The following is a 24148-nucleotide window of genomic DNA, read 5'->3' on the forward strand; positions in this document are numbered from 1 at the left end:
GTAGGGATGCTGCTGATCAGGAGGAACTCATGATACACCGCACGCAATTTCGATTGGTCTTCGGTGGACTACTGGTCCTCCTGTGTCTTTCGGAAGCGGCCCAACCACAGGACCGCTTCGAAGAGGCACGCAAACAAATGGTGCAGCGTTGGCTGCGGGATGAGGGCATCTCGAACCGACGTGTGTTGCAGGCGATGACGAAAGTCCCGCGACACGAATTCGTCACGCGGACTCATCAGCGATCCGCCTACACGGACCAGGCGTTGCCGATCGGTCATCGGCAAACGATTTCGCCACCGTTCATCGTTGGCTACATGACGGAATCGATTGATCCACAACCAACCGACAAGGTTCTCGAAATCGGTACCGGCAGCGGATACCAAGCGGCGGTGCTGGGGGAACTAGCCGATGAAGTCTACACAATCGAAATCGTCAAGCCGCTCGGAGAATCTGCCGCTCGGAGATTGAAGGCGTTGGACTACGAGAATGTCCACGTCAAAGTCGGCGATGGTTACCAAGGTTGGCCGGAACATGCTCCGTTCGACAAAATCATCGTCACGTGCTCCCCGGAGAAAGTGCCAATTCCGTTGGTTCAGCAACTTCGCGAAGGTGGCACAATGATCATTCCGCTCGGCGAACGCTACCAGCAGGTGTTTCATCTGTTAAAGAAGAAGGACGGCAAACTCGAACAGGAACGGCTAATCCCCACGCTGTTCGTGCCAATGACGGGCATCTCGGAAAACAACCGCGAGAAACTGCCTGACCCGAAAAATCCAGAACTCGTCAACGGCAGTTTCGAGCACGACGACAACGACGACGGACGAGCCGACGGTTGGCATTATCAACGTCAAACAACGTTAGAAACCCGCCACGCTCCCCACGGAAAACGCTGTGTGACCTTCGAGAATGAAGAGCCGGGGCGATTGGCTCAGATGCTGCAAGGCATGGCGATTGATGGCCGTGAGATTGCTCGGTTGCGATTTCGCATGGCGATTCGGATGGAGAATGTCCGTCGTGGTCGGCAACGCTTTCAGCAACCCGGTCTGGTGATGCATTTCTACGACGACATCCGCCGTCCCGTGGGGGAAATTAGCATCGGTCCGTGGTTGGGCTCACAAGATTGGGAAGTCTACAGCCAAACCATCGTCGTGCCTCCACGTACTCGTGAAGCGGTGATTCGCATGGGACTCAATGGCGGCACCGGCACGCTGAGCATCGATAACATTCAGATGGAACTTGCACGTCGTCAGTGAACCTTCTGCCCTGTTCGCGCCTCGATACTGGTGTTACGGCACAACCAACCCTGAGCCACGACACGCTTGGCAAGGTTCGACGTGAATCAGACCGACGTACTGCCCTCGTCCACCACAATCGGTACAACGATGTCGGGGGAACAGCAGGAACTGAAGATGTCCGCGGTGGTAGTCGCCGTTAATTTCGACTCGGCCGCAGTTCTCCGGTAATCGCTCCTGGTGCTGATCGAGTAACCCCTGAAATGCAGCTTCGGCCGAATGACCGACAAACTGCACATCGGGAGCGTTCTCGAATCGAGCCACCCATTCATCGTGGCGGATCCGTTCGACGCCTACCAAAATTTCACTTGTGTCGGGAGTCACTGTCATCGAATTGCCAGACCAATCCAGACAAATGAACAGAACGCTGCAAAGGTCGAATTCTCCGCGAACGCGAAAATCACGACTCGAAGATGAAAATATTATCGCCAAGATCGCGGCGACAGCGACATGGAAGTCATTCGATTCCACTATTCTTGGAAATGCCAGTGTCGACTGGCACTTCAGCACCAATTTTCAGGATTTTTCGACTCTGTTCACGCTGCGAACGCTAAATCCGTCCAGCTTCCCGAAATACGAGCTGACTCCGCAACGGGTTCCTTGCGATTTGCAGCTACAACCCTGGCACTCTGCAACGAAATCGCAAGAGTCCCCAAAGAAGCCCTGTCTTTCCTTCGGTCCGCTGCATAGGATTCCCGAAGAAGGAAGAGGAGAAACATCGGCAGGAGGTCGAACCGCGTTTCCTTCCCCATTAGTTCCCATTTGCAAATAAGAGTTGCATCTTGACATTTTTTCCCTCCAGTGGGGCCAACAACCGGCCCTCTTCGAAGTCTGGCAATCCCATTTCGAGCTTCTGGACAGGTGCCGGCATGAATGTTCCCGCGAGTCCGAAATTGATGAAGCGTCTCTCAGCGGCGGAAGGATACCTGGATCTCGATTTACCCGAACGAGCATTGATTGAACTCGATGCCGTCCAAGATCCGGGCCCATGGGAAGCCACCGTTGAGTACATGAAGGGTGAGGCGTTCATTGCCGCCCGGCGATTTGAAGAAGCGATCCCCCCGCTGAAAAAAGCCGCCCAGCTCATTCCCGCGCCACACAACAAAAGCGTCTGGCAATCGTTGAGTGAATGCTACCGCAGCCGTGGCGACGACGAGATGGCGGAACTCACGGAAATGTTCGCCGACAACCCGCAGGCCGAATCCGCTCCCAATGTGATTCAAGTCTTACAAATCACATTGATGCTTGAACAAATGGTCGAGCACGAAGAAGATGAAGACGAGGCAGCCTTCTGGGACGACGACTTAGATTGGCAAGACGAGGACTGAGATCAGCTCCCTCGAAAGCCTCAATGAATTCCCAATGGATTTTTTGAGGAGACGAGGGATGTCAACCCGCCGGTTTTCGCTGTTGCTAACACCAATCACCCTGCCCTGTCTGATTCTTGTCGGTTGGTTGAGCGTTCCGGAATCGTCCGGAGCAAACCAAGACGCCGCCGACGAGAAACCTCTTGTCATCGAGCTTCGCAACCAAATTGAATTGGCCGAAATTCAAGTCGCCATCCGCGAGCAGATGGTGAAAGTTGCGGAAGCGGAAGCAACAGCCGATCCGGCGGAAATCCTCAAGACGGAAGCGGAACTAAAAGCGGCTAAGGTCGCTTTGGAGAGTTCCATCAAAGACGTCAAACGTGTTGAGGCTCTTTTTATACGCGGTGCGACAACCGCGTCGGAGAAAAACGCAGCGAACGCGATGGTGTCCCATCACGAGAGTCGCATCGGCGTTTTGGAAGCCCAACTCAAAACGCAAAAGAAGCCGTCGCGTGCTGACGTCGAACGCATCCGTTTACTTGAGTTGAAGGCTAAGAAGGCCAGAATCAAACTCGACCATCTGCGTCAGAGTTTGAAACGATTCCTGTCATCGATTTCCGGTCCAGCGTTGCCTTAATAAGTTCGGCCAAGACACCTCTGAGCGGCCGCTTCCCACGCTATCACCTACCGCGTTTGGTAGGTGCGTTTTTTTCCGTCGGGTCCGATTTGCACGGTGTAGCTTTTTCCGTCTGCCGCAACTGAGGCTTTCACCCAGCGACCGGGGCACGTGTTGGTCCGCTCGCTGTTAGCGATGAACTCAGGCGGTGCTTGACCGGAATCCGGCACGGCGATGTTGCGATGGAGTTGATACAAGTCCTTTAGTGATTCCACCTGTCTCAACGTCGCCAGCGTTTGTGGATGCCCTCCCTTCTTCGGTCCATTGCACATGACTGCCACGACTGGATCGATGGCTTTCACCAGAACCGGATTATTACTCACCGGCAGCCCGTGGTGCGTGACCATGAACATGTCGACTTTGCCAATCGGATTGTTCGGAGTCATTAATTTCGCTTCGATGTTCCAAGTCAGATCCCCGCAGCAAAGAAACTTGAATTCACCGAACGACAGAAGAAAACTTAAACTGTCGGCGTTGTCGCTTTTGTCTTCCGGATTCGGTTTGTGCTCGGCCGCAAACGGGTTCGGCTCGCCCGTATTGGGAATCACCTTGCGACCACTGGTGATGATCTGAATTTGCAGCGGAGTGTCCTGCGACTTCAGCGGCAATTGATCCCCGACCGATAACGCGTTGGATTCGTTCTGAGCCGCGGCGCGGTAGGCGAAGATTCGTTCGGAGAAATTCTTGTCCTCGGGGATGTCATCGGGAATGCCGCGATCCCAGAAGGTTTTGATGGGGATCATCGTCGACAAAGCTGCATGGTTGCCGTAATGATCGAGATGCCAATGCGTGACAGCGGCATGATCGAGTTGATCCAGCTTCGCCACGTTTTTCACCACGTCGAGAATACGATCCCGATCGCGACCGTTGTTGTCTGGATAGCCGGAGTCGATCAGCAACGATTCCCCTGCCGGTGTCACGAACAGTGTGGCCGCTCCACCTTCGACATCGATGAAGTAGATATCCAAGCGACCGTCCGCTTCACCTGCGAAAGTGTTACACGCGCACAACAAAATCATAGCAACGGATGCGAAACGCAACATCGAGAAACTCCGGAACACAGGGGCTAATCAGACTTGTTGAAAATCGACTCTCAGCAAAGTTACTCACCGCTATCGACATGAAAATCTCGGATACGATCGAGACGATATTGCTTCTCTTTGCGGTCTGTATGGCAGAAAGCCAATAGATAAACGGTATTGCGAAACTGCACAAACTTACGCGGCGTCACGGAGCGTTCCGCCACGCCTCGTTTGGCACTTTGGTATTTCATGAGCACCGTAGAACGGCTATCGGCAGCGGCTTGGAGAGCGGCAAATTCGCTCGGCAAGCACGGTGTTTTTTCCGGAGGTTTGGTCGCACGAAAAAACTTCGGTTTCGCCAGCCGCAGAAAGTCGCCGACGGTCTCGACAATCAGTCCTTCTCGCATCACTCCCAGAAAGACATCCTTCAACACCAGCGAATCGGACAACCCGCGGTGCTCCACGTAATCGGCTACGCCGAAGTGCTGTCCCAACGCCGCTAAGGTGTAGCGTCGGCAATTGTGAACCCAGCGACGCGATAACCGCACGGTGTCAATCACCGGAGTCAATGGGCACACCTCGTTGCAGCGATGAAGGGCTCGATTGAGAAACCCGACATCGAAAGCCGCGTTGTGAGCCATTCCAATCGCCTCCGCATCGCCCAGGAATTTCAGAAACTTTGGCAGAGCTTCCTCGATCGGCGGTTGGTCAGCGACCATATCATCGGTGATTCCATGAACCGCTGTAGTTGCGGCGGGAATCCGGCAGCGTGGATCCACCAACTGTTGAAACCGTGCGATTTCGGTTCCATCCAATCGAAACCGAACGGCTCCGATCTCCACGATCTCACTGAAGTCCGGCGAACAGCCGGTGGTTTCCAGATCAAACGCGATAAATTCGGCATCAAGAATTGAACTGCTCGGGTCCAGCATCCAGCGTTCCCATCAGAAGAAAATTCAAATAGGCAATCTGCCCAGTTTAACGGTTTCATAGGCGGGAACAACCAACGCACGTCTCGCAAGACCGCCCAGACGACACGCATTTTGCCGCAACAATCCCAAACATGATATACATAACACCAGACAAATTACAGATGGCGTTGCAGTCGTTCCAATCGGTAGAACCCGAAAAGACCGTGCGAATCGGTAAAGTCGACGCATTTTATCAAAGAGCAAGTATGCTCTGGACCGATGAAAGACACAGTACCGAATCCACTGGATTTGTGCGCAGAGTGTATCGGAGCCGAAATTCGGGTCCTCGTATCGACGTTGACGGTGAGAGGAACAAATGCGATCGCCATCTCAGACTTTGCGTTCGTCGATCTGCATTCGTTTGGTCGAATACTTCGGAATTCTCCTGTTGCTGCCGGGGTGCGCTGCCCCGTTGGTAACGACCAATTACCAGGAGGTTTGTCCTCCGGACGCGATCGAGAGTGAATCGTACGTTGGTCATTCCGAATTCGGAGTTTGTGAAGCTCCGCGAGAACTGAACAAGGTTTCGTTGCCTCGGTACACGGTGGAACCGCCGGATATTTTGCTGGTGGAATCGACCCACAACTTACGTCGTCACGATGCCCCGCTCCGGGCAGCCGATCAACTGATGATTCGCGTGGCCAACACTTTGCCGATCGACCCGCGAGACGGCGAAATCATCCAGGGCTTCAAACAGATCGACGGTGTTTTCGTCGTTCAAACCGATGGGAGCATCGATTTCGGTCCGGAGTATGGGAAAGTTCGCGTGGCCGGTTTGGCCATCGACGAAGCTCAGGCGGAAATCGAGCGGCACCTTCGCAACAACAGTAACCTGGCCCATCCGCAATTGATCGTCTCGTTGATGCAGCCGGACGGCAAACAGCTCATCTCCGGCGAACACCTCGTTCGTCCGGACGGCATGCTTTCGCTTGGCGTGTATGGCGAAGTTTATGTGGCCGGGATGACGTTGGCGGAAGTCAAAATGCAGATTGAACGGCATTTGTCGCGATACTTGCATCACCCGGAAGTCAGTGTCGACGTGCTCGCGTACAACAGCAAGTTTTATTACGTGGTGACGGATGGTGGAGGAGCCGGTGAACGGGTCCACCGTTTCGTTTGCACGGGCAACGAAACCGTTCTGGACGCGATTTCGCAGATCAACGGTTTGCCGATTGTCTCGTCGAAGAAAGATATCTGGATCGCCCGCCCCACACCCGCAGGCGGCGGATTCGACCAAGTCCTGCCGGTTGATTGGGATGCCATCGTCCGGGGCGGCCAGACAGATACCAACTACCAATTGCTTCCCGGCGACCGCATCTACGTCAAAGCAGATCACTTGGTCAAGTTTGACACATTCGTGGCCAAGTTGACGGCTCCGGTTGAACGGGTGCTCGGTTTCGCGTTGCTCGGGAATGGATCGGTGCGGGCGATTCAATTTGGACACCGCTTCAACGGCGGGACCGGTGGCGGATTCTAAACCGTATTGCGGTCATCTGTGTCTGTAGTGGACGTGAGAAAGCAATTGCTTTCCAGCCTCCAAGAGACAGAACCCGTTTCGATCAGAAGTCTAGTGGTCTGAATATATCCGGCAACGACTGTTGAACCATCGACGATTGCGGGGAAAACATGACGAATTGGATTCGACTGGGTATCGCAGTGCTTGTCATGAGTGTCAGCCAGTCGGCTTGGGCTCAGTACAACGGATATCTCCCGAATGCACAGGCGAATCCGTTTGGCCGTCCTACGGTGAGTCCGTATTTGAACTTGCTTCGACAACCCAACAATCCGGTGTTGGATTACTACGGCATCGTCCGACCGAACCAGCAATTGCAAAGAGAAATTGATCTCAATCGGCAAAATGCCGAACCACGCTACCTCGCCCCTGGAGACGGGTTGATTCGGAATCCACAAGCGTTCCAAAGTTTGGCTCGCGGTGGTGCCCCGTTGCCACGAACCGGACACTCCACCCAGTTCCGCAGCAACTTGGGAGGCAATGACATCATCGTCAATCAGACGCTGAAAGCTCGACGAGCCGCCGTTTTCGATCGTGCCCAAAGGTCTGCGAGTCTCCTGCCCAACAGCGGACACCACGCCTTTTTTGGCAATCATTACCAGTACTACGCGAAGCCGTTGCAACCCGTCTACGATGCCAACAATCCGCAGTGATGAACGCTCCGCAGATGCTTCCATTCCCGTAATCGACAGGTGACAAACGTGCCCAAAGTACACCGAAGTTTGGTTTGGACCGTCCTGCTAGCCACGGGAAAAGTGTTAATGTCTTCATCGGCGGCTTCGGGGGGGATCTGCGACTGCTGTTCCAGCGAGGAAGAACGCCCCCGCTACGTTCCGGCATACGACCCGTCCTATGGATTTCATCGCACTGGCTGGCGACCGTGGAACCCCGAACAACTGCACTGGCATCCAAATGTCAGTCAACCAGTCAGCGGGCCAACCAATTCCGGTCCCGAACCAACTCCCTCATTGGCCCCTGCACCGACGCCAATCATGCCACACTGGATTCCCCAACCGACGGCACCTCCACCATCGCTTGTTCCACCGCAACCGTCGCTGGAATCTCAACAATTCCCCGCGATGCCACAATCCCCTATGACACGACCGCCACTCTCTGAAGACTCAGCCGCGGAAATACCTTCGACACCGCCGCCATTGCCCACATCGCAGTTCGAGCGGGAGGCCCGTCCGGTTGTTGGCAAACTTCCGATGCTATTCGTCGGTCACAGCACGTTGAAACCACCCAAACCGGCAACACAGCCGAATGCGGTCCCCAGCCAAGCGAATCCCTACGGCGACTACCGACAAACGCAACCGTAAACCCTGCCAAACGACTCACACAATCGTCAATTTCAAACCGGTTGGTCCGCTTATTGCTCGGGCCGACCGGTTTTTCGTTTCGTACCCCGTATATCCAGGCAAGTTAACCGGTTCAGATGAGTACATCACCACGAGCGAACACCCCCGCCAGCACATAGATTCCCCGAAATTTCATCGGGAATATTAATTGTCTTCATATCTTCACTTGCATATGATTCGACTCCAACTTGCTCGTCGAGTACCTGCCTAGACCTCACCCTCAGGCCCTTACCACCGACGATTCCACAATTTCAACTTTCTTTGATTGATTAGGATTCTGAATGCGCACACCGTCCGTACGTACACGCCACGGGTTCACCTTGATTGAACTGCTTGTCGTGATTGCAATCATCGCCATTCTCATTGCATTGTTATTGCCCGCCGTGCAGCAAGCACGTGAGGCCGCACGCCGAACCCAGTGCAAGAACAACCTGAAGCAAATGGGATTGGCGCTACACAACTATCACGACACCTTCGGGAAACTGCCGCCGGGGATTACCACGTCCAATCAATTGGCTTGGAGTTCGAAAATCCTTCCGCAAATCGAGCAAACGAACTTGTTCGAGGCGATCAAAGAATCCGGAGCATTCGATCAACCCTGGGAAGACGTTCCAGAGATGGTCACAACGGGAACCACCCCGTTCGCGAAGACGATCATTCCGGCGTTCATCTGCCCTTCGGATCCCGGCAACGAACTGAATCAAGACTTGGGCGGTGGCGGCTCTGGCAGCCAGACGTTCGGCAAGTCAAACTATGTAGGCGTCTTCACGGCATACCATAACCCCACGGACCCAACAGCGACCAACGGCAGTGGTGGAACTGATCGATACGCAACTTTCTACGATAACTCTGCAGTCCGGTTTCGCGATTTCACCGACGGCCTCAGCAACACCGTCATCGTGGCGGAGCGAGGCACGGGCGGTAACCCAGCGGGTTCACTTTGGGTCGGGTATCACAACGATCACGGTGGAGCCATCAGCGGATCGGTCTCCCAATTCCAAGTTCGGTTGCGGATGGAACGCTCCTCAAACGATACCGACTACATCATCAACGGAACGACCGTCTACAACCCAGGTAGCGAACACGCCGGAGGAGCCCAATTCCTACTTGGCGATGGAACCGTGACGTTCCTGAGCGAAAACATCAACCTGCGAACTCAAGCTGCCTTGGGAACTATCGACGGCGGCGAAGTGATTGGTGAGTACTAGACCAGAATTCGGACTTCCGTACTTAAGCTAATCAGGAAAACGCTGTCGTTTTCCGGCCGCCTCAAAACAGAACCCGCAGGGTCCGAGCGGCAACTGCTTGAACTGTTTTGACGGTCAACAAAATTGATAGCGACGAAAATAAAGAAAGCCCGCCGTCCTGTTTTGGGACGGCGGGCTTTTCTTTTTGGACGGGAGGATCGATCACGATTTCAGATCGAAGTTGTGCTCGTTGCCACCTGACTCGACTTCGACTTCCAAGGTCGTCTGAGTGTTGTACTTCGCTGGGATTTTTTCTGTGTTCCCGGCTGCCGATTCCTCACCAGAGACTTGTCCGGTTGAGATTTCGACGGTGTGTTTTCCCAAAACTGCCCCGGTGCGGTCTTCGGTGTACTCCAATTCGTAGTCACCGTTGGCATTCGTAGTTCCGAACGATGGGCGTCCGCCTTCGACCGGAGAAAACTTGACCGATGCCCCTTCGACGGCGTTACCATCCAGCAGGACGCGACCACTGACTTCCCCCAGTTCCGGTCCACTTTCGCCACCACAACCAGCAAACAAAGCCGCTGACCAAAGGGCGAAAGCCGCGATCCCCAGGTGATGTTGAATCCAATTCATATTTCACGAGCGTCCGTTCGAGTTCAAAATTTGATCGCGGATCATAGAAGACCGAAGCTCCCATGTCCAGAATCGCGATGAACTCACGCTCGCTTAACCGGCTTTACGTTGCGGTGTACTGAATGTTGCGTGCGGTCCGATGGCTCCGGTAGAGGTGCCGTCCCATTGGTGTGTTAACACGCAGCGTTGGACGCGGTCGGCCACTTCCATCGCCTTCAGAGCATCTTCGCCAGAACACTCCGGTCGCGATCCGGTTCGCACGCTGTCCGCGAAACTTGAAAGTTCGGCAGTCAACGCATCGCCTTCTTCCACGGGAATCGAATCAACCGTGACGAATTTGCCGAAGACGTTGCTTTTGAGTTGCTCAATGTTCGCTCCCGGTTGTTGCGAACGCTCCAACGGGGATGTGCCGAACAACAGCGTTTCGGACGGAGCATACCGAGTGACTTCGCGACTGGTGAAGTCCACCGTCGTCGTGCCTTGCGGAGACCAAATTTGCATCGACCGACTGCCGCTGGGATTGATCCGGCTTGCGGTCAGATCGGCAATACAGCCGCTTTCGAAGATCAACCGAGCTTTGACGACATCCTCGTTGCCGCCCATGACACACATGCCGAACGCTTGAACGTCGCGGACCGGTGAATCGACAACATCAAGGACCAAGTCGATATCGTGAATCATCAAATCGTGAACCACGCCGATGTCGGTCGAGCGGAATGAGTATGGACTGAGTCGCTCGGCCGAGATGTACTTCGGCGTGCCGCAGGCGTTTTTCGCAGCGACGGTTGCCGGGTTGAAGCGTTCCACGTGGCCGACTTGCAACGGGACATTCATCTCCGCCGCCACTCGGCAGAGTTCGCGGGCTTGATCAACGTCGATCGCCAACGGCTTTTCGACCAAGACCGGAATTCGCGCTTTCAGGAACGGCAAGGCAACATCAAGGTGATACGTTGTCGGGACGGCAATTGAGACTGCATCGATCACAATCTCCGACCCGAGTAGGTCGCGGTAATCGTCGACGCATTGGCAATGACACGACTGAGCAACACGCTCTCCGTTTGGGCTGGGGTCGGCGACAGCCACCAGTTCCACACCGGGCATCTCCGAGAGAATTCTCGCGTGATGTCGCCCCAAAGCTCCCACACCCACCACTGCCATCCGCAACCGTTTCATGCCGCTCTCCGATGAATCGTTGTGTCCTGCGGACTCGCTTGCGCTGCTGAATCCGCTGGAAGGGTCTCTTTTGGTTTTTCCACACTTCGGACGGCCTCACGCGACCGCCCCATTTTTCCATGTTGCTGGGCTTCGACGAAATCGAGCAGCATCGTCAACTCGTTGGGAAGCTCAACCCCCAACTCGGCTGTGAATGTCTTACGAATGGAGTCGAGGCGTTTGTGTTCCCGATACAACAGACGGTGCGCCCGCTTGATGACGCGAATCGTGTCGTTCGAAATTCCTCGGCGTCGCATACCAACAATGTTGATCGTCTTGATTTCCGGATTGTCACTGCCGGCGGTAAGCATGAACGGAGGCACGTCGTGCGGCACACGACATCCACCGCTGACAAAGCAAAGTTTGCCCAACGTGGAAAAGTGATGCACCACGGAATTCCCCGAGACGATGGCTCCATCGTGAACATGCACATGCCCACCGAGCAGCACCCCGTTTACCAAAATCACGCCATTGCGGATATGGCAATTATGAGCCACATGAGAGTTGATCATCAGCAAGTTGCCGTTGCCGATGCGAGTTGTGTGGTCTTCTTTTTCCGCACCCCGGTTGACGGTCACGCCTTCACGGAATTGGTTTTCGTCACCAATTTCAACGTACGTCTCACCTTCCTCACGGTAACTGAGATCCTGAGGAGCCGAACCAATGACCGATCCGGAGAAGAATTCATTCCGCTCACCAATTTTGGTGTGGCCGACGATCGTCACATGATCGTGCAATCGCGTTCCGTCGCCGATTTCGACGTGCGGGCCAACCACGCAAAACGGACCGACTTCAACATCGTCACCAAGCTGGGCGTGCGAATCGACGTGAGCGAGGGGGGAAATCTTGCAAGACATAGCATCGTCCTTGTGCTACGACACGACTGGCCGACGCAGTCCTTGCATCGCCCCGATTGGTCATGCAATTCACCTCATGACCAAAGTCGTTCGATCCGAATTGAGGTTACCTTTGTTTGTTCTTCGGCACACCTCACCCCTTGCCAGGAGTCAAGAAATTTGAATTCGGCACTTTCGGTAAACTTTGCCGTTTCGAGACACTCATCAGGGCCGATATCAAGCCGCGCGGTTCTCGATGGCGACGGCATTCTGTTGGCTCAGGAGGGTTCGCACCATCTCACGGTTCATTTGGTGTCCCGAGCGAACCGCTTGGAATCGACCGCTCAGAGTTGTACCGGATAATGCAAAATCACCGAGACAGTCCAAGATCTTGTGTCGAGCACACTCGTCGGCGGCTCGGATCTCGTTCCCGACGACACCATTCCGTCCGAAGATCAACAGGTCGCTGGCTTTCGTGCGTTTGCCGTAGCCGAGTGCCCGCAAGGCTTCAATTTCTTCTTCGAGAATAAATGTCCGAGCGAACGCGATTTCGTTGATAAACGTTTCCCGCGTGATTTCGAAAGTACGGGACTGGGCCGGAATTGGCGAATCCGGGCCATAGTCGAGCGAATAACCAATGACGAGCTTTCCGCCCTGTGTCGGTTCCGCTTCGACCCGACTGTCCTTCCCCGAGACCACCAGCGATCTTCCGACAGCAATTTGGGAGCAATAGGCATCCTGCTCGACCACCCCACCCTTCAGCAAGGCTTCCACAAATGCTTGCGAAGAGCCGTCACAACCGGGGGGTTCGGCGGCATTGAGTTCGACCAAGCAGTTGTCGATCTCCAAACCGGCCAGAGCCGCCATCACGTGTTCGGTGAGTTCCACCGTCACACCGTCCATACTGATCGCGGTTCGACGCTCGCGCGGAATCGCGTACTCAATGCGGGCGGGAATGGCCTTCGATCCCGGAACATCCGTCCGTAGAAACCGAATGCCATGATCTGGCGCGGCGGCATGAAAGTACACGCGAACATCGGCACCGGTGATAAATCCGATTCCGTCCGTCCACACCGAATGGGCCAAAGTTTGCTGACGTCGTGGCGTCACGAGTGCTCTCCCAACCGCGGGTGCTCACGTCCATTCCAGAGATTCTGGGTTCCACTGCTGTCTCGTTCAGCAATGCTTCCAGCAACTGACAATCCGGTCTGATTCGTCGAAGCCCGGAGGATACAAAGATCCCCCGGGCTGAAGATTCGACGAGCGTTCGCACTATTTGGTGCTGGTGCCGGTTCCGCCTTGAGCGGTCATGTACTTGCGGTTGAGGTACTCGAGAACCGTGTCGGTGATGTCGAGTTCTTTGCCGAAGCTGACAACCTGACGGTTCATGCTTTGCAGAATTTGTTGTGGGTTGCCACTGGCGTCTTCAACACCATCGCGGCTAAATCGCATGATCAACGAGTACTTGTAGTGGTTGGCGTACAGTTCGACGGCTTCGCTGACTTCGAGGTAAACCGTCTTGTAGATTTCGGCTTCTTTTCGCAGGAAATCTCGTTGAGCGATTTTACGGAAGGCTTCGAATTGGGACGCTTTTTGAGCCAATTCTGACTCGAACTGTTTGAACTCCGAGCTGCCTTCTTTGAACTGCTTGGCTTTCTCCTGGATTTGCTTCAACTCACCAGCCATTTGCTTGGCTTTGAGATCGCTTTGTTCGATTTCCGCTTTCAAATCATTGCGGAGAGCTTCGAACTTCTTGTAGTTCTTGAACACGAAAGCCATGTCGATCAGACCGACTTTGAACTGACCGCTGCTGGCGGCCGGCTCGGCTTGTGCGAACGCCGCTGGGGTGGCAGCAAGTCCGGCGACTAAAACGAACGATGCAACGAGGGTTGTGAACTTCTTCACGGCCTGCACTCCTTTGCTGTGCCGAAGAACCCCAGTGAATTTCACTTCCCAGGGGCTACGAATGGAAATTGGCGTCTCGATCGGTCAAGAAGACCGTCGCCGAACATCGGCGGAAATGTTGCACATTCGAACCAATGGGTCAACACCATTCTCAAGTTTCGGGATTGGGAAATTTGAAATTGAGTTTAGGATGCAGGAACACCGCCAACACGTAAGTCTTTTCACTCCTTCAAGAATACGTCAAACCCATGCAATTCACCTCCTTCGGAGCTGCGGGCGAAGTCACTGGCAGTCAGCACTTGATCGAGACGGAGTCCGTCCGCTTGCTACTCGATTGCGGACTCTTCCAAGGTGAACGCGCGGAAACCTACGCCAAGAACGCCCATTTCCATTTTGAACCGAAGAAACTCGACGGCGTGATTCTCTCGCACGGCCATATTGACCACTGCGGAAATTTGCCGCGGTTGGTGAAGCAAGGCTTTGCCGGTCCGATCTTCTGCACACCAGCCACGGCGGATGTCGCGGAAGTCATGTTGCTCGACAGCGTTCACATTCAACACGAAGACGCCGCGTATCTCGCGGAGAGTCTTGGTCCGGATGCTCCCCCCATCGAACCGTTATACACCGAAGCCGACGTGCGAGCCGCCTGCGAGCGGTTTGAAACGTTGGAGCCGGGGGATTGGCATCGCGTGGGCAAACCCCTGCAAATTCGTTTCCAACACGCCGGTCACATTCTTGGTGCCGCCATCACGGAATTGGAAATCGAAGACGACCGGGAACTTCGGCGGGTCGTTTTCACTGGAGATTTGGGGCGTTGTGGCATGCCGCTCCTACCCGACCCGCAACAGGTCGATGCCTGTGATGTCTTGATTGTCGAGTCGACGTACGCCAACACCGTCCATCCACCGTTAGCCGACCTCAAAGACCGTCTCGCGAAGATTGTTCATCAAGCAACCGAACGGAATGGGCGTGTCATCGTGCCCGCATTCAGCTTGGGACGCACGCAAACTCTGCTGGCGATCTGGCGGGAACTTCAGGAATCCGGCCGTCTGCCCGAGATGCCTCTGTACATCGACAGCCCGTTGGCTCATCGCTTGGAAACCGTTTACGAACGACACCCCGACGCGGTGAAGTCGCCGGATACTTCGATCTTTGCCGATCTTCCAAACGTTCACACCATCCGTACACAACGCGACAGCATGGCATTGAATTCTCGGCAAGAACCATTCGTGGTCGTTGCAGCGAGCGGGATGTGCGAACACGGGCGGATTCGACATCACCTGTTGCACGCCCTGCCCAACGAGAACAACACAATCGTGCTGATCGGATTCCAAGCCCGAAATACGCTGGGCCGCTCACTGAGCGAGGGAGCGAAAACGGTTTCCATTCTCGGATACGAAACCCCGGTCCGGGCCGATGTCGAAGTTCTTTCCGGACTCTCCGCCCACGCTGACGCCGAAGACCTGCGTTGGTGGTTTCGCAGCATGACAGAAACCGGCGGTGTCGGCCAAGCGTTCATCGTTCATGGCGAACCTCAAGCCGCCACTGCATTGGCGGCTCAAATTCGCGACGATTGCAACGAAGACCCAATCATCCCTGAATGGCGTGAGACATACACCACATGAATTTCACGCATGGAAGGTGATCGTCAACGCGAACGTCTGGACATCATTGCATTTCGTCGTCGACTGGGAAACCATCCGGACCGAAGACCACCGTCCGCATGTTTTTCTCTTTCGGTGCGGAACTCGCCGCCTCACTTGGTTTTTCATCGCTGGACCGTTGGAACGGACCTGCGGAATCCGACTTCGATTGCTCTGCCACCACTGGCTCGGGCGGTTTTGGTTTGGCGGGCTCCTTCGGTTCTGGAGTCGGCTCAAACGTCGGAGACTTCGGGGCTTCCTTCTTGATGTTCTTCAGAATCGGCCCGCCAGCTTTCATCTGAGCATACTTGCGAACACCTTCCAACTCAGGAAGCTTTTCTTCGGTAGCCTGCAAATCTTCGTTCACGGCTTCCAGCAGTTCATCAAGCAATTCCGGCCGCAGTTTCGATTCGGACAGGTCAGCTTTCTTCCGTTCGACGTACGACTGAATGCCCTTCAGCTCGACAATTTCCAACTCGGCATCTTCGATATCTTTTTGAACATCTTCCAGTAACTGCGAGAAATCAATGCCCGACATGAGATGACACCTTCCAATCAAGCCGACCGACCGATCCTTGCAGCCCAGACCGATCCAAAATTGTGAGACCCAACTTCGCCGAGATGGATGAGTATCCATCACAGACGGTTTATCGTAATCGAAACCGGTACGCGTTCAACCCGAGTCCACCCGGTTCGATTGTTTCCTCACAGACAAGATCACATTTCGAGGATTCGGCAGGACAGGCAAAGTTGGTTGGTGCCCAGCTTGATCGACCTGTCCCACCTCTCAAAACCATTCTCGTCGAAGTCGCTTGAAAAGACGAGCAAATTCGCCGAACGGCTCGATTGATCGCACCTTTGCCTCGCTTACGGTGCGTCGATGCTGTTGGCGTCGGCTTCAAACTGCCGGAGCATTTCCGGCAACGCTAGCCGACCACGAGCGTACTTCGCGGCCTCGCTTTCGGGGTAATCCCAACGACACTTGTTGTATCGTCGGTACGCCTCCCGATTATTCTTCGCCATCCGGTAACTCTCGCCCGCCCAGAACAACGCATCCGGTGCCAGAGCGGCATCGGGGAATTGTTTCGTGAACCGGTCGAACGAAGCCCCACCATCACGGAACTGTTCTGCTTTGAAGTGACATTGCCCAATGCGGAACGCCATCCGCGAAGCATGCTCATGAGAAGCAAACTTGATCAAGAACCGCTCCCCAACCTGAGCCGCAATGTCGTACACCTTGTTCTTGTAGAAGTGATCGGAAATACGAATCATCACGCTAGCGATCAGTGGGCTCTTGGGATAAGTCGCGGCCAAAGTCACGTAGGCTTCCAACGCCGCATCGAAGTCTCCGGATTCTTCATGGGCCTGAGCCAGTTTGTATTGAGCATCCGGAGCGAGCGAGTGTTCAGGATGCTGATTGACGATCAACTGATAGGAGTCGATCGCCGCATCCCATTCGCCCAGTTCTTGCGAAAACTGTCCCAATAAGTACGCCACGCGTGGAATGTACTTCGGATCGGGATAATCCTCCATCACTTCCTGCAGCAACCGACGACCCGCTTGCAGGTCCGCTTGTTGTTCGTCTTTGCGACCGAGATCCTTGTGGCTTTTGAACAACTCGAAATAGCTTTCCGAGATGTGGAACTTTGTTTCGACGGCCAACTTCTCGTCACTGAAGGTCTTACTGAACGCAGCGACCAAGCCATCGGTTCCAATGACAACCGGAATCGTCGTTGATGTTTCCAACTCGCCGGACTCCGTGCTCGCCGCCGGATCAGTGTACGTCACGGTGAGGGAATCGCCGAAGTACGTTTCGATGGTCGGATCGTCGAGACTCAAATTGCCGGGTGTGGGTTCCTCGCTCGCTTTGAGCGTCAGCGAACCGGTGAAGATTCCCGAGTGAGCCAACGTCTCAGCCAACAGCACTTCCTCGGCTTCACCGCGTTCGGTCGTTACTTGCACGGTGGTGGTGTCGCGTTTGTCGGACGTGTCCCGGTCGGCATCGGTCACCATCAGGAACAGTTTCTCGCCGACGTGTAATTGTTCGACCGGATTTTCGTAGTCGCGATCCACACAAGCCAACTCGCCATTCGAGATCAGCCTCCCCTGTGTCGTGACGGCAGAGTCCCCATCTTTGGCATGTCGTTCATCGGGATAGGTCGCGGTGATCACGTCCTGTCCGGTGAGGTTCAACACCTTCGTCACGAGATTGCGATCAAAATCGGAGAGGCTGTCGTCATCAATCGGCGGACCTCCGATGAGATTCCGTGGCATCTCCGCCGACAATGGCACTAAGACCGGACTACTCGCCCCACCAAGTTGCAGCACGACTTGCCCGACAAACCGCCCTTCCCGCAGTGGCCAATTCTTCGGCCCCGCATTTTGCTCCCGAGTGGCAAACGCATTCGAGATGACACATTCCAAATCAACGGTCGCACCATCAGTTGTCGCGAGTTGCAATTGAACCCGGCTCCGACTGTCGCGAGCCGCATCGGGGTCGATCACCTCGATCGTCAGCGGGGCCTCAAACGCGACCCGGCTCAACTTCTGATCTTCGTCTGGCAGTTCGTAGCCAACCCGTGGCGGTCGATTGGAATTGGGTGGCGACGGGATCAACCGAGTTTCGAGAATCCGAATCTTCGCGGTCGACGGTTTCGCCACATACACAATACTTTCACGTGGCACGGAATGACCTGGGAACGTGTTCTGTTCATCAATATACCGGCAGAAAATCCGATCCCCGGCCTGAACTATCAATCCGTCATCGTCTGCACTTTCCGCGGTATCGACCTCCTTCGTGAACACCCCGGAATACGGCTCCGTTTCTGTCGCGGTGAACCGAACTGGCTCACCATCGTTGACGACCACCTCGAATTCGACCGTATCGCGTTCGCTGGTTTGATCACGGTCGTAGTCCACGATTTCCACGATAATTCGCTCGCCAGGATCGATTCGCATGAGTTCCTTGCGGACTTCATCCACGGCCCCGTTCCGTTGCTTGACGAAATCGTAGGCAATCGGCGTGATTGCGGCGTTGAAGTATGTAGCGGTCAGTTCGTCACTGAGCAACCGACTTCGCCCCCCTGCACTTTGCGTGAACTCGTCGGTGTACGTGGCGGTGACGACATCCCCACCCGCAATTTCCAGCGTGTTGTTTGAGGCCAACGCTAAGACATCGGTTTCCGTAGGAATATACGGTTCCGCAGTTTCGTTGCGAATCTCGATGTTGCTCACCGCGACCGCTTCGCCGAGATACTCGTCGATCGAAAACCGCACATAACGCACGTCTTTCTCAGGGAACGCGAAGGACCAATTCCGGTCGGTCAACACGACGCTCTCGCCGCTTGTCGGCTCCAATGTGACACCGAACAGGTCCATCAGACCGCCACCGTTGATCGTCTCCGGTTTGATCGAAAGCGAGTGGGCCTCCGCCGCGGTCAACTCGACAACGCCGATTCGCAACGGTCGTGAGCGATTCCAGTCGCCTGTGTTGGGAACCTCGAACGAGATGCGTTGGTCGCCCAATTGGAAGATGCCCCGACTACGACCGCCGCCGCCATGCGAAACTTCCAGCACAACTTCGTACCGACCGGCTTTCGCAACCGGAGTCTTCATCTCCAGCCAGTCTTCCGTGTTCTGCCAATAGCCAATGGCCTTCCGTTTGTCTTTCATGTCTTGCAGGCCAAACTGTTCTGTCTTCTTGTGAATCTCTGCAGATTCGACCGACAGCAGTATGGGTTCGCCGGTGGCTTCCGGTGACGACGCAACCGGATCGATCTTGGCGGCAGGTTGGGTTAGATCGAAATCCGAATGGCGAAACGCATGAAGTTGAATCGACGACGCCTGATGATCGGCCCGCATCAATGTCGCGGTGAGCTGCCGAGTCGAAGTTGTGGCCGCCGCGAAAATTGTGAGCGAATGCCGACCGCGTTCCAACCACACGTCGGCGGATCGGGAACCGTTTGCCACCGGCAGGTATAGTCGTCCGTCGACGGCGAATGCTGTTTGCTGTCCTTGGACGGCGATCCGTACCGCTCCGGCTCGCTCCTGCACGAAGCCACCGTTCCAAATCACTCCATAGGAATCACCACGTTCACCCTCTTCCAACTGCTCCTCTTCTTCGCGAATCCAACTGAGGGTTTCGACTTCCTTCTGATCGATAGCCGTGCCATTGTTCGCAAGATTAAGAACATCGCTCCACGAGTCTTTTCGGTAGTGATTTCCCTGGTAGACTCGCCGCGTCATCTGAAGCGTTTCCCACTCGGGATGCTCGACGCTGGGTAATTGCGGATGACTAGCGAGATGGAACCACAACAACCCATCATTGCTGCCGTACACACCGCCCCGCACAGGCCGATATTGATCCGCCTGCGGTGTCGTGACACTTACGCGGGAAACCGATTTCAAATCCTTCATATCCACTGTGAGCCACTTCGGTGTGGCGCCATCGGGTTCACTCAGCCAGAAGGACTCCGCATCCTGATCGATCGCCATCAGCGGGCTATGTTCAATCGCGGTATCACTGGCGAGGGCACCGGCAGGAAGTTCCTGCGTGCTCAAAGTCCCCTCGAACAAGCCAGCGTGTGACTCCGTTTCGGTCAAGGTGACTTGGACTTCGTCTCCACTATCCGCTTTGACTTTCACAGTCACCGCGTCCGCTTCCTCGGAAATATCCCGGTCAGGATCGGTAACCCGCAGATAGACGGTGTTCCCCGGCTTCACCTGGTTGGCCGGCCGCACCTGGGAAATTGGCTGATCGGAGTCCCGCAGAGCTTGTTCTCGCGCAAGCCGTTCGCTGAAAGTTTCCTCGTCTTCGTCAACGATTTGACTACTCGCCAACTCGAACTCCGCATCGGCAGCCACTTGGATTTCCGCATCCGACAAAGCCACATTCTTGAACTCTTGCTTGAACTGGTCTGGGTAATCGCAGGTAATCACATCGCGACCAGAGAGTTGAAGCACATTGTCACCAGACTCGACGGTGCCCAACTTAGTTTCAAGATCGGCACGGAAGAGTCCTTTACCCGCTCCCCCACTCGTTAGGTAGATCGTTTCATCATCACCGCCAGGCACCGTCCGGATGCGAACCGGAATCTTGTTGTGCCCGCGGCTAATTCCTAAGTCACTGTCTTGAACGACAATCGACAATGGCGTTCCAGGCCGATGCCAACGTTTGCTGGCCCGCCCCAGTCGTCCCACGGTTCGGAGCAAGTTTAATTGATCCATATAGCGTTCTTCGTCGCCATAAACTTCCGCTAAATTGAACAACGCCTGATTCGCCAGCGTGACGTTCGGCACCCGGTCCAGAACCGTCCGAAAGATTTCCCGAGCGTCATCCCGATCACCCCGACGGTAGGCAAGCACACCTCGCAGGAACTCGGCCCGCACCGTGACATCCGCCTCGCGACTCGCAGCGAGTTTTTGAAAAACCTGCTCCGCCTGGTCATAGACCTTTTGAGCCATCAACGTCTCGCCAATGCCAAACTCCGCTTCGATGGCTTCTGATGTGTCGGCATAGCGATTGAGAACGGTTTGATACTCACTTCGAGCAACATCGTACCGTTGAGCTTTGACATAACTCTTGGCAAGCAAAAGTTGAACTTTGGCTTTGGTCTCGGCGTCGTATTCCTTCGACTCACTGTTCTTGACTAGCCAAGCTCTTAGGAGATCTTCCACGCGTTGATAGTTCTCGTCCCCACCTGCTGCCAAGTGGCGATCACTCACAAACAGCAAGAGGTCAATCGGAACTTGCGTTTGATACTTATCGAACAGAGCCCGATTCGCCCGGTAGGTTTCGTCAGCTAATGCACGATCGCCCAACCGCAAATACAACGCTGCTTGCAAGAGTGGTGCAATGGGGCTGTTTTCGTCAATCGTCAGCCCAACGGCCCCCATACGTGAATACGACTGAGCGACTAACTCTCGTCCTCGTTCCACCCGCCGCGATTCGACATTTTGAATATTGGCTAGCATTCCCGTCAGCAGCGTTGCGGCAACTTGATACTGTTTTTGTGTCATTGCCGACTGCACACTCGAAAGCACGACATCCCACTGATGGGAACCATCGCCAACAATTCGAGTGACATCTTGAAAGTCCAACAATTGCTGAAGCGACGGAGCCCCCTCGCCAAGTTCCGCCTGCAACAACAAGAGTTCCGCCGCAGCAGATCCCCACGACAACCCCAAGTCACGGACGGCGGCAAAAACGCGGTGTTGATCTTCCGGCGTCACTTCTTGATCGGCGGATTGCACCAAGCGAATTGCATTGCTCGCAAGCCCGTCGTCGAATCCACTATTGCGAAATGGCCGTTCGTCTTGCCGCGCACGAGCGTCCGCATAGACTTTCAAAAAGGCATCGTAGTTCTTCAGTTTCAAATGCTCGTATGCCAGAAGCTGCGAATAGCGCCCATGAAAATCAGACTCGACTTGCAATCGCTTTTGGAGGAATTCTTGCCGCTGTTGAGTTTGTTCGGCTTCCATCCGACTCAGCAACCGATCAGCACATTGATAGCAATCGTAGTCCGTTTCACTTAAATCCAGATGTTTCGTCCAATAGTCGACTGCGTCCTTTTCCAACTCCAGGCGTGTCAGCACGTCACCGATAAAACTAGCCGCATACGCGGAAGGACCGTACTTACTTTCCGCCGTTTGAATCCATTTCAAGGCACGTTTGGCTAGCTGTGCATCTTGATTTTTGTCACTCGCAATCATCAAACGTCGCCACGCATCCGCTTCCTGTGATTGTGGCTGAAAAGTCAGCAAATGCTCGGCGGCTTGTTTCTGGACTTCAGGGGGAGCCGTATCAGTCGCAGCTTGCAGATACCAAAGTGCGATGTCGTATCGCTTCGGAAATCGCTCCGCGAGTTGACCATACAACTCGGCCGACCGTGAACGCTGGTCGCTAGGAGAATAGTGCCGATAGTAATATGCCTGCTGATACAAGACCTTCTCGGCCTGAACATCGCTCAATTGAGAATAATAGTCTTTCCGCAATAAGCGACTTCGAGCCGCGATAGATTCCTTTTCCCGATAACCTTTGATGTCCATCCAAACTTTCACATAGGCATCTTGATTCTGCTGATTGAGTTGCTTCTCCAAGTAATCCGCGTGAGTTGCGGTTTCCTTCCGACGCTTAGCGTTCTTGATCCATTGCCGAAGATAACCTTCTAGCCGGTTGAGATGGATATGTTCGCGTCTTGACTTGAGAATCTCTGAAACGACGGTTCGAAATTTCCCCTCGTCTTCTACATTCGACAACAACCAACTCATAGCGCTCGAGGTGTAGTTGTCATTACTTGGGGAATCGAGCACAAGTTGTCGCAGGGTTTGCCGAGTTTTCGACTCCTCTTTCATCCGATCTCGATAGAGTGTGTAAGCAAGCACATACCGCAAGTAAGCGCGATGTTTTTCATTTTTCTGAACGGCCACTTGCAGAGTTTTCTCGACATGCTTCAATCGGTCTGGCTCGGTGCCGTTCCACTGAACGAAGTACTGGGCTGCACCATGAGACTGTGCATCGTGTGGCAGGCACTGCTCAAGGATTTGAGCCGCTCCTTGTTGGTCACCACTCTTGGCGACTGCGTGTGCATACCGAATTCGTTTCGACCAGCGATCGTCCGCGTCAGGGTATTTTGATTCGTACTGTTTGACCGCAGCTTCAATTCGATTGATGGGAGCTTCCGACTGATAGAGTTGATCGACAAGCTGCCCCCGCAGATATTGGTCATCTCGGATCTTCAAAGCCGCTTCGATACTTTGTGCGGCATTCGCATGCTGACCGAGGGACCAATAGTTCTCGGCTGTATAACGGTGCAACGTCCACTGTCGCTCCTTATCTTTGGGCAATCCGGCTTTGGCCAACGCCACGCCAATCTGGTTGCTCTCCGCCCGTTTCCCGATGCGTCGCCAATCCCAGAACGCTTTCCATCCACACTCTTCCGTGAACGACCCTGCCGGCAACGCATGAAACATTTCCGCAGCGAGTTTGGCCCCTTCGTCGATTGATTTGGAATTGTTGACGCGGCTATAGAACTCGACCGCTTTCACACCAGCCTCACGTCCTTTTGCATTCGGTTGCCGACTCCACACTGCGTGCCATGCCCGTGCAGCCGCGAGTCGGTCGTCCATTTGGCTTAACGTTTCAGCGAGCCGTCGTTCGACATCAGGGCAAGCTGCGGATTTCGGATACTTAGCCAGAAGTTGTCGAGCATAGATTGTAAAATCTTGATTTCGACTCGTTGCCTCAAGACCGTCTAGCAGCTTGAGCATCACCGCCTCATGCCGAGGGTCATTCGGGTGAGAAACCGTAAACCGCTGACCGATCCGAATGAGCCCGAAAACCCGCGAATTCTTGTGGTACAGCTCGACAAGCTTCACCATCACATCGGCAGCTTCAGGAGTACTATCGTTGTACTTCCCGAGTTGCGCCTCTAAGTCTGAGACTTGCTGACTGACATCGTCGGCTTGCGTATCCTCTTGGGACAACGCCATCGAAGCTGGAGTCAAACATAGACTAAACAGCACAATCCATATGAGTCGGTGTGACATCGTGGGTGGCTTTCAATAATTTTGATTGACTAGGTAAGTCAAA

18 protein-coding genes are annotated in these 24148 nt (G+C 54.5%); 8 read left to right on the plus strand and 10 right to left on the minus strand.

Translation table 11 applies throughout. The annotated features are described in order from the left end of the window. The first annotated feature begins 29 nt into the window (after positions 1 to 29). Positions 30 to 1253: a protein-L-isoaspartate(D-aspartate) O-methyltransferase gene (locus G6R38_RS16510; protein WP_166828160.1), complete on the plus strand. Its 1224-nt coding sequence runs from the start codon at positions 30 to 32 to the stop codon at positions 1251 to 1253. A 33-nt stretch (positions 1254 to 1286) separates the two neighbouring features. Here G6R38_RS16510 and G6R38_RS16515 read toward each other — a convergent pair whose 3' ends face one another. After that, entirely contained in the window at positions 1287 to 1556 is a 270-nt protein-coding gene (locus G6R38_RS16515; protein WP_166828162.1) for a hypothetical protein, read from the minus strand. Between the two features lie 605 nt (positions 1557 to 2161). Between G6R38_RS16515 and G6R38_RS16520 the strand changes: the two genes are divergently transcribed. Both G6R38_RS16520 and G6R38_RS16525 read left to right on the plus strand, forming a co-directional pair. Continuing rightward, positions 2162 to 2620, plus strand: coding sequence for a tetratricopeptide repeat protein (locus G6R38_RS16520; protein ID WP_166828165.1), 459 nt, complete (start codon positions 2162 to 2164; stop codon positions 2618 to 2620). Positions 2621 to 2678: 58 nt separating this feature from the next. Beyond that, positions 2679 to 3236: an HlyD family secretion protein gene (locus tag G6R38_RS16525; protein ID WP_166828168.1), complete on the plus strand. Its 558-nt coding sequence runs from the start codon at positions 2679 to 2681 to the stop codon at positions 3234 to 3236. 47 nt (positions 3237 to 3283) lie between these two features. Here the strand turns inward: G6R38_RS16525 and G6R38_RS16530 are convergent, their stop codons facing one another. Both G6R38_RS16530 and G6R38_RS16535 read right to left on the minus strand, forming a co-directional pair. Beyond that, the gene (locus G6R38_RS16530) at positions 3284 to 4318 is read right to left on the minus strand and encodes a ComEC/Rec2 family competence protein (protein WP_166828171.1); all 1035 of its coding nucleotides are present in this window, start codon (positions 4316 to 4318) and stop codon (positions 3284 to 3286) included. Positions 4319 to 4377: 59 nt separating this feature from the next. Beyond that, a complete protein-coding gene (locus tag G6R38_RS16535; protein ID WP_166828174.1) occupies positions 4378 to 5229 on the minus strand; it encodes an exonuclease domain-containing protein in 852 nt (283 codons plus the stop codon). Positions 5230 to 5584: 355 nt separating this feature from the next. Between G6R38_RS16535 and G6R38_RS16540 the strand changes: the two genes are divergently transcribed. From G6R38_RS16540 to G6R38_RS16555, 4 genes are all read left to right on the plus strand, one after another. Continuing rightward, positions 5585 to 6745 carry a polysaccharide biosynthesis/export family protein gene (locus G6R38_RS16540; RefSeq protein ID WP_166828179.1) on the plus strand — a complete coding sequence of 387 codons (1161 nt, stop codon included), beginning with the start codon at positions 5585 to 5587 and terminating at the stop codon, positions 6743 to 6745. A gap of 149 nt (positions 6746 to 6894) precedes the next feature. Further along, entirely contained in the window at positions 6895 to 7434 is a 540-nt protein-coding gene (locus G6R38_RS16545; protein WP_166828182.1) for a hypothetical protein, read from the plus strand. A gap of 48 nt (positions 7435 to 7482) precedes the next feature. Then, positions 7483 to 8100, plus strand: coding sequence for a hypothetical protein (locus G6R38_RS16550; RefSeq protein ID WP_166828184.1), 618 nt, complete (start codon positions 7483 to 7485; stop codon positions 8098 to 8100). 320 nt (positions 8101 to 8420) lie between these two features. Then, complete coding sequence (locus G6R38_RS16555) at positions 8421 to 9347, plus strand: DUF1559 domain-containing protein (protein ID WP_166828189.1); 927 nt, start codon at positions 8421 to 8423, stop codon at positions 9345 to 9347. Positions 9348 to 9548: 201 nt separating this feature from the next. Here G6R38_RS16555 and G6R38_RS16560 read toward each other — a convergent pair whose 3' ends face one another. The 5 genes from G6R38_RS16560 to G6R38_RS16580 all read right to left on the minus strand — a co-directional run bounded on the left by G6R38_RS16560 (position 9549) and on the right by G6R38_RS16580 (position 13915). After that, positions 9549 to 9962 (minus strand): carboxypeptidase-like regulatory domain-containing protein, encoded by a 414-nt coding sequence (locus tag G6R38_RS16560; RefSeq protein ID WP_166828192.1) that lies wholly within the window; start codon positions 9960 to 9962, stop codon positions 9549 to 9551. A gap of 93 nt (positions 9963 to 10055) precedes the next feature. After that, entirely contained in the window at positions 10056 to 11135 is a 1080-nt protein-coding gene (locus G6R38_RS16565) for a Gfo/Idh/MocA family protein (RefSeq protein WP_166828195.1), read from the minus strand. Next, positions 11132 to 12031 (minus strand): acyl-ACP--UDP-N-acetylglucosamine O-acyltransferase, encoded by a 900-nt coding sequence (lpxA, locus tag G6R38_RS16570; protein WP_166828198.1) that lies wholly within the window; start codon positions 12029 to 12031, stop codon positions 11132 to 11134. Before lpxA ends, G6R38_RS16565 begins: the two co-directional genes overlap by 4 nt. 216 nt (positions 12032 to 12247) lie before the next feature. Then, complete coding sequence (locus tag G6R38_RS16575) at positions 12248 to 13120, minus strand: UDP-3-O-acyl-N-acetylglucosamine deacetylase (protein ID WP_166828201.1); 873 nt, start codon at positions 13118 to 13120, stop codon at positions 12248 to 12250. A gap of 162 nt (positions 13121 to 13282) precedes the next feature. Then, positions 13283 to 13915 carry an OmpH family outer membrane protein gene (locus G6R38_RS16580; RefSeq protein WP_166828204.1) on the minus strand — a complete coding sequence of 211 codons (633 nt, stop codon included), beginning with the start codon at positions 13913 to 13915 and terminating at the stop codon, positions 13283 to 13285. A gap of 248 nt (positions 13916 to 14163) precedes the next feature. On the opposite strand from G6R38_RS16580, the gene G6R38_RS16585 reads away from it, so the two are divergent. Further along, positions 14164 to 15540 (plus strand): MBL fold metallo-hydrolase RNA specificity domain-containing protein, encoded by a 1377-nt coding sequence (locus G6R38_RS16585; protein ID WP_166828207.1) that lies wholly within the window; start codon positions 14164 to 14166, stop codon positions 15538 to 15540. 43 nt (positions 15541 to 15583) lie between these two features. Here G6R38_RS16585 and G6R38_RS16590 read toward each other — a convergent pair whose 3' ends face one another. Both G6R38_RS16590 and G6R38_RS16595 read right to left on the minus strand, forming a co-directional pair. Then, positions 15584 to 16096 carry a hypothetical protein gene (locus G6R38_RS16590; RefSeq protein WP_166828210.1) on the minus strand — a complete coding sequence of 171 codons (513 nt, stop codon included), beginning with the start codon at positions 16094 to 16096 and terminating at the stop codon, positions 15584 to 15586. 329 nt (positions 16097 to 16425) lie between these two features. Next, positions 16426 to 24105 (minus strand): tetratricopeptide repeat protein, encoded by a 7680-nt coding sequence (locus tag G6R38_RS16595; protein WP_166828213.1) that lies wholly within the window; start codon positions 24103 to 24105, stop codon positions 16426 to 16428. Between the last annotated feature and the right edge of the window lie 43 nt (positions 24106 to 24148).

The organism is Thalassoroseus pseudoceratinae, assembly GCF_011634775.1.
GTDB lineage: Bacteria > Planctomycetota > Planctomycetia > Planctomycetales > Planctomycetaceae > Thalassoroseus > Thalassoroseus pseudoceratinae.

Bases quoted from the DNA above. Each gene is read 5' to 3' on its own strand.
- G6R38_RS16510 (WP_166828160.1), top strand. From the start codon at position 30: ATGATACACCGCACGCAATTTCGATTGGTCTTCGGTGGACTACTGGTC.
- G6R38_RS16520 (WP_166828165.1), top strand. From the start codon at position 2,162: ATGAATGTTCCCGCGAGTCCGAAATTGATGAAGCGTCTCTCAGCGGCG.
- G6R38_RS16525 (WP_166828168.1), top strand. From the start codon at position 2,679: ATGTCAACCCGCCGGTTTTCGCTGTTGCTAACACCAATCACCCTGCCC.
- G6R38_RS16530 (WP_166828171.1), bottom strand. From the start codon at position 4,318: ATGTTGCGTTTCGCATCCGTTGCTATGATTTTGTTGTGCGCGTGTAAC.
- G6R38_RS16535 (WP_166828174.1), bottom strand. From the start codon at position 5,229: ATGCTGGACCCGAGCAGTTCAATTCTTGATGCCGAATTTATCGCGTTT.
- G6R38_RS16540 (WP_166828179.1), top strand. From the start codon at position 5,585: ATGCGATCGCCATCTCAGACTTTGCGTTCGTCGATCTGCATTCGTTTG.
- G6R38_RS16545 (WP_166828182.1), top strand. From the start codon at position 6,895: ATGACGAATTGGATTCGACTGGGTATCGCAGTGCTTGTCATGAGTGTC.
- G6R38_RS16555 (WP_166828189.1), top strand. From the start codon at position 8,421: ATGCGCACACCGTCCGTACGTACACGCCACGGGTTCACCTTGATTGAA.
- G6R38_RS16560 (WP_166828192.1), bottom strand. From the start codon at position 9,962: ATGAATTGGATTCAACATCACCTGGGGATCGCGGCTTTCGCCCTTTGG.
- G6R38_RS16565 (WP_166828195.1), bottom strand. From the start codon at position 11,135: ATGAAACGGTTGCGGATGGCAGTGGTGGGTGTGGGAGCTTTGGGGCGA.
- lpxA (WP_166828198.1), bottom strand. From the start codon at position 12,031: ATGTCTTGCAAGATTTCCCCCCTCGCTCACGTCGATTCGCACGCCCAG.
- G6R38_RS16585 (WP_166828207.1), top strand. From the start codon at position 14,164: ATGCAATTCACCTCCTTCGGAGCTGCGGGCGAAGTCACTGGCAGTCAG.
- G6R38_RS16590 (WP_166828210.1), bottom strand. From the start codon at position 16,096: ATGTCGGGCATTGATTTCTCGCAGTTACTGGAAGATGTTCAAAAAGAT.
- G6R38_RS16595 (WP_166828213.1), bottom strand. From the start codon at position 24,105: ATGTCACACCGACTCATATGGATTGTGCTGTTTAGTCTATGTTTGACT.